Consider the following 11,149-nt stretch of genomic DNA (forward strand, 5'->3'; position numbering starts at 1 on the left):
AGCCGCACCTGAAGCAGAAGCCGCTGCCGATGCAGAAGCTGCTCCTGAAGCGGACGCCGCGCCTGATGCAGAAGCTGCGCCTGAAGCGGAAGCTGCTGCCGAAGGGGAAGCCGCGCCTGATGCAGAAGCCGCTGCCGAAGGGGAAGCCGCTCCTGTGGCAGACGCCGTGGCGGAAGCGCCGGCGGAGGACGAGGCAGACGCCCTTCCGGAGCCGGTGGGTTACACGGGTGAATTGACCGGGCCGGTCGTGAAACTCGAAGACCTGGAACGCTCCCAGGCCGAGCACGACGTCGCGGATAAAGACAAGTATGCCCAGCTGATGTCGCTGGTGGAAGCGACCCTCACCAACGTCTCCGAGCACGAGCTGGTGACGGGGCGCGTCGTGAGCATCGGCGAGAAGGACATCGTCATCGACATCGGCTTCAAGAGCGACGGCATCATCGCCAAGAACGAGTTCACCGAGGAAGTCACCACCGGCGACGAGGTGGAGGTCTACCTCGAGCGCATCGAGGACTACCACGGCCAGCTCGTGCTCTCGAAGCTGAAGGCGGACACGTTCAAGCGCTGGCGCCGCATCGAGAAGGCGTTCGAGTCGGAAGAGGTGCTCGAAGGCACGATCGTGCGCCGCATCAAGGGCGGCATGATCGTCGAACTCTTCGACGGTGTGGAAGCCTTCCTGCCCGGTTCGCAGATCGACGTGCGCCCCGTGCGCGACTTCGACGCGTACCTGGAGAAGCGGATGGAGTTCAAGATCGTCAAGCTCAATCCGGCAAACGAGAATATTGTCGTCTCCCATAAGGCTCTCATCGAGAAGGATCTTGAGTCGCAGCGCGCAAAGATCCTGGGAACGATGGAGCCCGGGCAGATACTTGAGGGCATTGTCAAAAACATCACCGACTTTGGCGTCTTCATTGACCTCGGTGGCGTCGACGGCCTCCTGCACATAACTGACCTCTCGTGGGGCCGGGTATCTCACCCGTCCGAACTGGTCGGACTAGATGAGAAACTCAACATCGTGGTCCTCGACTACGACAAGGAGCGTCAGAGAATCTCGCTTGGTCTGAAGCAGCTGCAGCCGCATCCGTGGGACAATATCGGGGAGCGATATACCGAGGACGACACGGTTGAAGGGAAGGTCGTTTCAATCACGGACTACGGCGCTTTCGTCGAGTTGGAGAAGGGAATCGAAGGCCTCGTTCATATCTCGGAGATGAGCTGGACGGAGCATATCAAGCATCCGAGCCAGATGGTGTCGTTGGGTCAGATGGTCAATGTGAAGATTCTCAACATTGACAATGAGGGCAAGAAGATATCGCTCGGGATGAAGCAGCTCGAGCCGGATCCATGGGCCAACATTGCGGAGCGATATCCTCCTGGTACCGTGCTGAACGGGTCGGTCCGAAATATCACCTCGTTCGGCGTATTCGTAGAGATCGAGCCGGGCATCGACGGTCTTGTCCACATCAGCGACCTGTCGTGGACAAAGAAGGTCAGACACCCCAGCGAAATCGTCAAGAAGGGGCAGGACCTGGACGTCGTCGTGCTGAATATTGATGCTGGTGATCGGCGTATCTCACTCGGCCACAAGCAGGTAGAGACTAATCCGTGGAATCAGTTCGCGGAGGTGTATGCCGAAGGAAGCACTACTGACGCCACGGTCGTTCGTATTGAGGACAAGGGCATTATCGTCCGGCTTCCACTGGATGTCGAAGCCTATTTGCCCGGATCCGAGACGAAGTCGGGCGCCGAAGCCTTCCGGACATCGTACAGCGAGGGTGATCCGCTTGAGGGTCTTATGATCGTCAAGTGCGATCCCTCTCAAAAGGAAATCATAGTCAGTGAGGTGGCGACAGAGCAAGAGGCCAGGAGGACGGTTCGCAGCCAGGAGCGTCGGCAGGAACGGAAGGAGAAAGATTCCGAGCGCCAATCTGTCAAGGCCTACCAGAAGCGCGCTGCATCTACCTCCGGACCTACAACTCTGGGTGAACTTAGCGGTCTGGATGCTCTGAAGAAGAAGATGGAGGCTGCGGAAGAGAAGGCGGATGAGGAGGCAGAGAAGACTTCGACAGCAGCCGAACCGGTCACTGCCAAAGAGGTCGCAGCCGATGACTCGGCCACGCCGGCGACGCCTGACGTCGATACGAGCGACACGGCTGGCGATCTCGCGGAGGTCGAAGCGAAAGATTCAGGTGCCGCGATCGATACAGACACCGCCGTGGTTGATCCGCCGACGGAGGACGTAGCGAAAGAGGAAGCGAAGCCTAAGGCCAAGCGCAAATCTGCCGCGAAGAAGAAGGAATAGGAACACTCCTGTACAGATAAGCAGCGGCGCTGGAGAATCTCCACCGTCGCTGTTTTTTTTGGTGGCACAATTGATGGACGAAACGAACCTCGCGGAAATCATCGAACGAGTCGGGATCCGATGGCAGGACCCCGACTATCAGCCGCGACGACGGGCGATGGAGGCCACGCTGGAGGCCGACAATCGATTCACAGCTGAAGCGATAATCTTTGCCATCAACCAACAAGCTCGGCAGCTACGCGCGGACGCGCTACTCGCGTGGACAGGGAGTGACAGTGTTCAGCAACCCGTCCCTGTCGTCGTCATTAACCCGGGCAACGTGCCTTTCGCGGAACTGCAGGACTTTCTGGCCGTGACGCTGACGGGCCACACGTATACAGGCAAGATGTCGGCCAGGTCACCGTACCTGCTGCAGGCATTCGTGGACGATCTCATTGAGCACGGAGCTCGGGTCAACGTTGAGCTGTCCACAACGCTACAACCGCTGATGTCCGACAACGCCTTGATCGCTTCAGGGTCTGACCCGACCATCTCAACCCTGAGCCGCATGGCGGAAGAGGCCGGCATACCGCCACGCCGCATTCTCGTGCGCGGACATCGGTTTTCAGCAGCGGTTCTCGGCGGTAACGAGGTAGCCGGAGTGTTGGAACGCCTCGCGGAGGATATCCTGCTCCACGAGGGCCTAGGATGTCGCAACGTGGCTGTGGTTTGGGCTCCACGAGATGCCGCCCCGGATGCTCTGCTCGACGCCATGGCTCGTTTCCGAGCCGTGTTTCCAGCACATCCAGATACGGCGGGTGGACTCAAGATGCAGATAGCGTATTACCGTGCGGCGGATCTCGCCCACGCCTATGCCGACGACAGTTCCTTTCTGATTAGCCGAGGTGGTCCCGAAGCTCAGAGGCCGGGGCATGTTCGGTGGACTGAGTACGACTCACTCGCAAACGTGCGCCGATGGCTGACGGAGACCCGAGAACGGATTCAGGTTGTCGCCGTTTCTCCTCGAGTAGAACTCGGCCTTGACACCGTTGAAGTTCCGGCGGTAGCCCTTGGCGATACTCAGCGTCCGCCGCTTGGCTGGAAACAGGGCCAAACCGACGTGGTCAGCTTCTTGCGCAGTTTGTGACGGCTAGCGACGGCTACCGTCCTCGAGAATCGCGGTCTCCACCAGCGGCAGGAGCTCGTCCCAGGATGCGCTCGGGTGCTTTGTTACCGTCATGAACTGCGGAAGCATAAACACGTTAGAAATGAGAGGTTCGGAACAGAGGCGCTCGGCTAGAGCGTTGCCGGCGGCTTGCTCGACGGCTGATGCGCTGATCATTCCCTCACTGACAAACTCGAATCCCTGTGCCGTGAACTTCAGACTGTTCGGGTTCGGAGTCGATGCAATCTCAAAAGGTGGCATGATTTTCGGTATACTCAGGAGATGCTGAACTTCTGCGTCCCAGACCGGAAAGAGGTTCGCATCGGATGCAAGCCAGGCGGAAAACGTTCCCGTCCGTGGCAGAATTTGTGACAATTATGGTCAAGCCAGAGAAGCAGAAAACGTATTTGCGTGACGATGTCTCGTCGGAGTCCGATCCGGAAGATCACAGCAGCATGGGTAAGATCAAGCGGATTTCGTATCAGTCAAAGGGCCTGGTAGACGACGTAAAGTCGTGGGTAGACCTTCGCATGACACTCACGCAAATGGACATCGAGGAAAAGGTCGATGCACGCCTCAACCGGGCGATTGTCGGCGGGGTAGTCGGAGCGCTGGCATTTCTGAGCCTGACATTCGGGCTTGTTGCAGCCTCACTCGGACTTGGCGCGTGGCTTGGACATGATGCCTGGGGCTTTCTTGCCGTTACAGGTTTGCTGTTGGTCGTAACAGCCATTCTTCTTCTACTGAAACCGCGCGTCATCGATTTGCGCAACAGTAAGGGAAGTCGGGGGGACGCGAATGAGTAGTTCAAAGACAACAGACGTTCCCGGCTACCGGAAGCGGACGGGAATTACGGCGCCCCGGGTGCCGATGGATAAGAATGGGCTGCAGGAGAACTATCCGCAGACGGTGACACCGCCCGGACCGCCCACTCGTGCCGAAGTCGAGACGCAGCTTCGGGCGGCGTCCGATTCGATTGCCTCGCGGCTGGATGCTCTGAAGTCCGAGGTGGGTCTCGCTGGCGACACCGTCAAGGCGATTGCCTCCAAGCCACTTGTCACCGCGGCGCTGGCAGTGGGTGCCGGACTACTGGTCGGCAAACTTCTCGGGTCGTCGAGACGCCCTGATGATGAAGACTCTGACGCACTCACTGAGCTGTTGGCCAGAGAGGTGGAGACTGCCCTTGACGGAGGAGAGGCGATCGATGAGGCAATACACCGCGTGCTGGCCGCAACTGGCGCCGCTAAATCCTCAGCAGGATCGGAGGCCGGTGGATTGCTACGCCTGGTCGTCGGTACAGCGATTCGGTCTGCCCTCGCTCAAGTGGTGAAGGCCGCATCCCATCGCTTCACCGGCGGTGGCGATGAGGGAGATAGCAGCCCGGACGGGTAGTCTTCCGGAAAGACAAACTCCGGTCCCTGCAGTATGCGACTGGCTTAGAAGATGACGTTAATATGGCGACTCAGATGCGTTTTTGTTCATAGGCGGTCGTAGTCTATTTGCCAGTCCTAACCTAGTCACGATAGCCCAAACGGGCGGACTTGTAACGCGATGAGACTTGCGCTTTTTGGGGCGCCGGGAGTGGGCAAAGGCACACAGGCAAAACTCCTCGTGCAGCGACTGGGCCTGACGCACATTTCGACAGGAGATCTGATTCGTGCTGCGATCCGGCAAGACACTTCCGTCGGCAAGCAGGCGCGTTCCTATGTTCGAGGCGGACAGTTGGTGCCCGGTCCGATTGTCCGCAAGTTGGCGGAGGATACCCTCGCCGGTGTAGACAACGACTACTTCATCCTCGACGGTTACCCCAGAACAATCGAACAGGCTGAATGGCTCACCGAGTATCTGGATCAGCACGACGCTCCGCTCGAGGCGGTTCTGAGCGTTGAGGTCTCGGATGAGAGGATTGTCTCGAGACTGTCAAAGCGGCGCATGAACAAGGAGACGGGTGAAATATATCATCTTGATTTTCATCCACCGCCACCGCATATCAAGCCAGAAATGCTACGTCAGCGCAAGGACGACCGTCCTGAAGCCATTCAGAAACGACTCGACGTGTATCACAATCAGACCAAACCGCTCGAAGCGTATTTCGAGGGCAAGGGACTTCTGCACGTGATAGACGGCGTGGGTTCGATCGAGGTCGTATACGCTCGGATTGTAAGCGTTCTGGTCGCAAAAGTCGAAGCATTCGGCGGCCGGATGGTCGAACAGAACTAACAGGGTTCCCTTGACTAAGCTAACCGGCTCGCTGCCTGAAGTCATCAGTTCGCTCCGGGTCGATGTTAACGAGCATCTGGCGAGTCTCGTGACGGAGGTCGAACCATCCGCGCTGTACGATCCTGTCCGATATGTTCTTGCGGGCGGTGGTAAGAGACTTCGACCCATCATTCTTCTCCTGACTGCGGATGGTTTTGGTGTCACCGAAAAGGAGGCTCTGCCCGCTGCTCTCGCTGTTGAAGTGTTCCACAATTTCACGTTGGTACACGATGACATCATGGATCACTCCGTCGAGCGCAGAGGCCGACCGACCGTGCACACAAGGTGGAATCAAGACGTCGCAATCCTGGCCGGCGACTATCTATTGTCTCTGGCCTACACCCAACTTTCCAGATCTCATCCAGAGATCCTGCAACCGATGACGGCAGTGTTTGGAGAAATGGTAAAGGACCTATGCGAAGGTCAAACGCTCGACAAGGAATTCGAAACACGCCGTGATATCAGCGTTGACGACTACCTCAGAATGATAGATGCCAAGACAGGTGCGTTGTTGCGTGCATGCCTGGAATTGGGCGGGGTCCTGGGTCGTGCCACAGCGGACGAGCGCCGTCTTCTGAGGCAGGCCGGAATATCTGTTGGCCGTGCATTTCAGATTCGTGACGATCTGCTGGACGTTATTGCCGAAGACGATCGGTGGGGAAAAAAAGTTGGTGGTGATCTGGTTGAGGGAAAGCGAACCTATCTCTTACTCCGGTGTCTTGAATTGCCGGAAGGAGATGATCGATCGTGGTTCGAACGAATTGTGGAGAACGACGGACTGGAAGAACACCTGATTCCGGAGGCACGGACTCGTATGATCGAAGCGGGTGTTATTGAGGATGCGGGCAAGCAGATCGAGCATTATACGAGGATGGCAGAGCAGCAGCTGAATGCGCTCTCTGCCCGCCGAAGCCTCAATACTCTTTCCGCGTTGCTGAGCGGAATGATGGACCGGGTCCATTAGCAGGTGCACCGATTGCTTTTCAATTCATAACTTGCAACCGGCGCGGCTCCTGCGCGTCCGAACACTCCGCACACCCGAACCCTCGATTCTCACGTCCACCGCTCAATGGTTGTTAAAGAAGTCGTCGTAACAAACAGGGCTGGTATTCATACCAGACCGGCCTCCATGATTGTTCGGGAGGCGTCGAAGTTTCAGTCCGAGTTCTTCATCCAGAAGGACGGCTACGAGATTAACGGCAAGAGTATTATCGGCGTGATGACATTGGCGGCCGAGCAGGGCGCCACCCTGTCTCTTGTGTTTGAGGGTGAGGACGAAGGCGAAGCTTCTGCAGCAATACAGGCCCTGTTTGAGAGTGGATTCGGTGAGGTGAAGTAGAGAGGATATTCGGTGCTGGCGGATCGCCGGCCACCCTGCAGTAAAATTTGGGTGATTTGTGGTGCGCAAGAAGCACATCGGAACGGAGGAACACGAGTACCGCGGTATCGGCGTATCCCCCGGTATCGCCATCGGACCTGCTCAGATATTTGCGCGGCAAGATCAGTCGATCGACGACTATCGCATTTCTGCGGACCAGATCGACGACGAGCTAAAGCGATTTGAGGGCGCAATTCGGCGATCTGAAAAAGACCTGCGGAAGATCGCTGGAGTGGCTCAGGAGAAGCTCGGTAAGGAGAGCGCCGAAATATTCGAGGCGCAACTGATGATGCTCCGGGACGAGGAGGTGTATCCGGCAGTCGTAAGGTGTATCAATCGAGATCTCTGTAACGCCGCATTTGCCGTTCACGAAACGCTTGAGGCCTACCGCAAGAGACTGGCGGCGAGCGAAAGCGACTACTTTCGGGAACGCGCCACCGACCTCGCGGACATATCCGACCGCATCGTTCGCCATCTCAATCGCGGAGAGTTCTTTTCGCACATTGATCGAGAGACAATTGTTTTCTCCGAGTCGCTCTCAGCGGCGGATATTGTGCTGTTTTCCCGCCGAGGAATCATGGGCTGTGCCACCGACTTCGGTGGCGCGACGTCGCACGTGTCGATTATGGCTCGTGCGCTCGGTGTGCCGGCCGTCGTGTCAACGCACGGAATCACAGACGTCGTTGAAGATGGCCAGCTGGTTGTACTTGACGGCTTCCGGGGTGTCGTCGTTGTCAATCCAGGCACGGAGACGCTTGAGAAGTACCGTATCCGACAGGAGCGGTATGATCACGTCGTTGAAGAGCAAAAAACCCTCGTAGATTTACCGGCAGAGACGCTCGACAATGTGCGCGTCCGACTATTGGCTAATCTTGAATTCAAGGCGGAGTTGCCACTCGTATTCGAACATGGTGCGGAGGGTGTAGGACTCTTCAGAACGGAAATACTCTTCCTGATGGAAGGCCGGCTGTCAATCAGCGAAGACGAGCAGTTCCTGGAATACAAGAAGATAGTCGAGACGCTGCAAGATCGAGTCACGACGTTTCGCGTCCTCGATCTAGGAGGGGACAAGATGCTTCCCGTGGCGCATCGGGAGCATAACCCGTTCCTCGGCTGGCGCGGTGTCAGAATACTGCTCGACAAGCCTGAGATTCTTCGACCTCAGTTACGCGCCCTCGTTCGCGCCAGTGCGTTTGGGCCGATGCGAATCCTTATCCCGATGGTCACAAGCCTGAGCGAGTTCCAGAGATTTCGTGCTGAACTTGACGGGGTAATGCGAGAGCTTTCAGCAGAAGGCGTGGCGTTTGATCGAAACGTGCCTCTGGGCGTAATGGTGGAGGTACCGGCTGTCGCTCTCATGGCTGACGAGTATGCAGCCGAGGTGGACTTTATGTCGCTGGGCACAAACGATCTCACCCAGTACACGCTCGCCGTCGACCGCGGCAACGACCTTGTCGCCTCTATCTACCAGGAACTCCACCCGGCGGTCCTGCGACTAATCAAGAGCACGATCGACGCAGGACTGCGGCACAACGTACCTGTGGGTCTGTGTGGAGAAATGGGTTCGAACTCATCGTTCGTTCCAATTCTTGTTGGACTCGGTCTCCGAGAGATCAGCGCGTCACCCGTTTTCGTTCCAGAGGTGAAACGACTGATCCGTGCGATCACCATGGCGGATGCGGAGGAACTCGCGAGCCGGGCGCTTGTCGCACACGACGGTCACGAGGTTCTTATGCTGCTCGAGCAGTGGCTGCGCTCGCATCCTTTCGACATCATCCACTCGCTGGGTGATGAGCTGATGTCGCTCGCGAACAATCACGGTCTAGACGGGATGAAGTCTTCGGCGTGACCATTCGCACGGCGTCCACTGCCGACGGAAAGCGTCAACAGACCACGTAGGGCCCTTTCAGGGTTTAGATCGTCGAATTCAGCTACCGTTGGGAACGGCGCGGTCGCAACATTCGTAGCGATTCGAGCGAGTATCACCTGTTTGTTGCGAGGGCTCTCCCCGGATGGAAATACGGTTTCCACTTCTTCTGGCGGTCTCGATGGCCGTCACGGTTCTACCGCACGTCACTGCCGAGGGTCAGTTCTACTACTACGGTCGCAACAAGGTGCAGTACGAGAACTTTGACTGGCAGGTCCTGGAAACCGAGCACTTCGACATCTACTACTATCCGGAGATGATCGAGCTTGCGACACACGGCGCGCATTTCGCAGAGGAAGCCTATCGTGAGATGCAGAACAAGTTCAATTTTTCACTGGTCCGGCGCGTCCCACTCATCTTTTACTCGTCGAATCTGCATTTCAAGCAGACGAATACAACGTCGGGCTTCATCCCCGATGGGGTTGGTGGTTTTTTTGAATTCCTGAAGGGAAGAGTCGTAATCCCGGCTAACGGAAATCTGCATCGGTTCAGACGTGTTGTTCGGCATGAACTCGTTCACGTCTTCACTTTCAATAAGGTGTTTCGGGTGATGCGAGATCACCGCAGGGTCGCCGATCGGTTTCTGCCGTTGTGGTTTACGGAAGGACTGGCAGAGTACTGGTCCGGCGAACCCGACTACAACCATGAGATGGTGATTCGAGACGCGATGTATTCGAACTACCTGACGCCGCTGGAGACGATGTATCGCATCAGCGGGACGTTCCAGATGTACAAGCAGGGTGAGGCCATCTGCCGCTATATCGCGGAAACCTATGGTGAAGAGAAGCTGCTCGAGTTAATTGATGATTTCTGGAAGGACCGTGACTTCCGCCGCGTAATGGAGCTTGTTCTTCGAGAGGATTTTGACGATATCGCGAGCGGCTGGTATCAGTGGTTAAAGGAGCGGTACTACCCGGCGCTTGAGGATGTTCAGTTTCCCTCGGTCATAGCCCAGGGTCTCTCTACCGAGGGTTTCAGTGCAAAACCGGCTTTCTACCGTTTCACGGACGGGACCCGAAAGCTCTACTTCGTTGGCAATCGAACTGGTCGCAGCAATGTTTTTGAAGTCGAGATCGACGAGGATTATCGTCCGGTCTCTAAACCCAGCATCTTGATACATGGCGAAACGACTGACAGGTTCGAAGCCTTTCACCTGTTTGAAAGCAGGATCAGCGTCTCGCCCGGAGGCAGGCTTGCGTTTGTGACGAAGAGTGGCGACCGAGATGTCGTACACGTCTACGACCTGGAGTCGGGAAAGCTCGGGTCGACGTTGGGTTTCAAGGATCTCGTTGCTGTCTACTCGCCGGATTGGAGTCCGGATTCGCGAAGCCTGGTATTCAGTGCTATTGACCAGTCAGGCTTCAGCGATCTGTATCTCTACGAACTTGACACTGAGCGATTGACTCGTCTTACCGACGACACGTATGACGACCGTGATCCATCCTGGAGTCCGGACGGTCAGAAGATTGCGTTCTCGTCGGATCGGTCGCCGGAAGGGAAGGATGGCTACTACAACATCTTTACCGTCACGCTCTCCAACAGACAGATTGGATACGTGACGACCGGTACCCGTATCGACCTTTCGCCGCGGTGGAGTCCTGACGGTTCATCCATCGTATTCGCAAGTACGGTCTTCGAAGCGGATGACAGGTTCACAGCTCAGAATATCTGGATCGCTGATCTTGAGGCGGAGAGTGAGGCCCGGCCCCATCTTGCCTCGACCTCACTGGAGGACCCGCTGGTTCCGAGCGTTTCGGGTCGGATTGTCGCGAAGCAGATCACCAACCTGTCATCAGCTGCGTTCGACCCGGTGTGGACGTCTGACGATGAACTGGTGTTTGCCAGTTTTGAGACGTTCAGTTTTTCTATCCGGCATCTTCCTCGTTTCGATTCGCTCAGGGTTTTTCCACGCTCGGAGATTACGGTGTCAGAACCCCCATCATCCGAATCCTGGACGTATGCCCGACTCGGGCCTGGGGCATCCGTACTGAAGAAGCCGTACCGCTCGCGATATCGGCTTGACTTCGCGCAGGGGCAGGTGAGTCAGAGCGCGGTACTTGGAACCATCGGCGGAGCAGTCATGTCCTTTTCTGACATGCTTGGCGACGATCGATTATTTGTAACCATATATAACACAGC

General features: G+C 56.8%; 10 protein-coding genes. 9 read left to right on the forward strand and 1 reads right to left on the reverse strand.

The features are described 5' to 3' along the window. The first annotated feature begins 154 nt into the window (after positions 1-154). Positions 155-2,302 carry a 30S ribosomal protein S1 gene (gene rpsA / locus HKN37_03455; GenBank protein NNE45695.1) on the forward strand — a complete coding sequence of 716 codons (2,148 nt, stop codon included), beginning with the start codon at positions 155-157 and terminating at the stop codon, positions 2,300-2,302. 73 nt (positions 2,303-2,375) lie between these two features. After that, positions 2,376-3,428, forward strand: coding sequence for a hypothetical protein (locus HKN37_03460; protein ID NNE45696.1), 1,053 nt, complete (start codon positions 2,376-2,378; stop codon positions 3,426-3,428). A 3-nt stretch (positions 3,429-3,431) separates the two neighbouring features. Here the strand turns inward: HKN37_03460 and HKN37_03465 are convergent, their stop codons facing one another. Next, positions 3,432-3,821 (reverse strand): hypothetical protein, encoded by a 390-nt coding sequence (locus tag HKN37_03465; GenBank protein ID NNE45697.1) that lies wholly within the window; start codon positions 3,819-3,821, stop codon positions 3,432-3,434. A gap of 2 nt (positions 3,822-3,823) precedes the next feature. On the opposite strand from HKN37_03465, the gene HKN37_03470 reads away from it, so the two are divergent. The 7 genes from HKN37_03470 to HKN37_03500 all read left to right on the forward strand — a co-directional run. Continuing rightward, positions 3,824-4,252, forward strand: a complete 429-nt coding sequence (locus HKN37_03470; protein NNE45698.1) for a phage holin family protein — start codon at positions 3,824-3,826, stop codon at positions 4,250-4,252. Next, positions 4,245-4,838 (forward strand): hypothetical protein, encoded by a 594-nt coding sequence (locus HKN37_03475; GenBank protein NNE45699.1) that lies wholly within the window; start codon positions 4,245-4,247, stop codon positions 4,836-4,838. Before HKN37_03470 ends, HKN37_03475 begins: the two co-directional genes overlap by 8 nt. 159 nt (positions 4,839-4,997) lie before the next feature. Then, positions 4,998-5,666, forward strand: a complete 669-nt coding sequence (locus HKN37_03480; protein ID NNE45700.1) for an adenylate kinase — start codon at positions 4,998-5,000, stop codon at positions 5,664-5,666. Between the two features lie 10 nt (positions 5,667-5,676). Continuing rightward, positions 5,677-6,669, forward strand: coding sequence for a polyprenyl synthetase family protein (locus tag HKN37_03485; GenBank protein ID NNE45701.1), 993 nt, complete (start codon positions 5,677-5,679; stop codon positions 6,667-6,669). A gap of 105 nt (positions 6,670-6,774) precedes the next feature. Continuing rightward, complete coding sequence (locus tag HKN37_03490; protein ID NNE45702.1) at positions 6,775-7,044, forward strand: HPr family phosphocarrier protein; 270 nt, start codon at positions 6,775-6,777, stop codon at positions 7,042-7,044. A 61-nt stretch (positions 7,045-7,105) separates the two neighbouring features. Further along, a complete protein-coding gene (gene ptsP / locus HKN37_03495; GenBank protein NNE45703.1) occupies positions 7,106-8,932 on the forward strand; it encodes a phosphoenolpyruvate--protein phosphotransferase in 1,827 nt (608 codons plus the stop codon). A 163-nt stretch (positions 8,933-9,095) separates the two neighbouring features. Further along, on the forward strand, positions 9,096-11,149 hold a 2,054-nt coding region (locus HKN37_03500; GenBank protein NNE45704.1), incomplete at its 3' end, for a hypothetical protein.

It is taken from the genome of Rhodothermales bacterium (assembly GCA_013002345.1).
Classification (GTDB): domain Bacteria; phylum Bacteroidota; class Rhodothermia; order Rhodothermales; family JABDKH01; genus JABDKH01.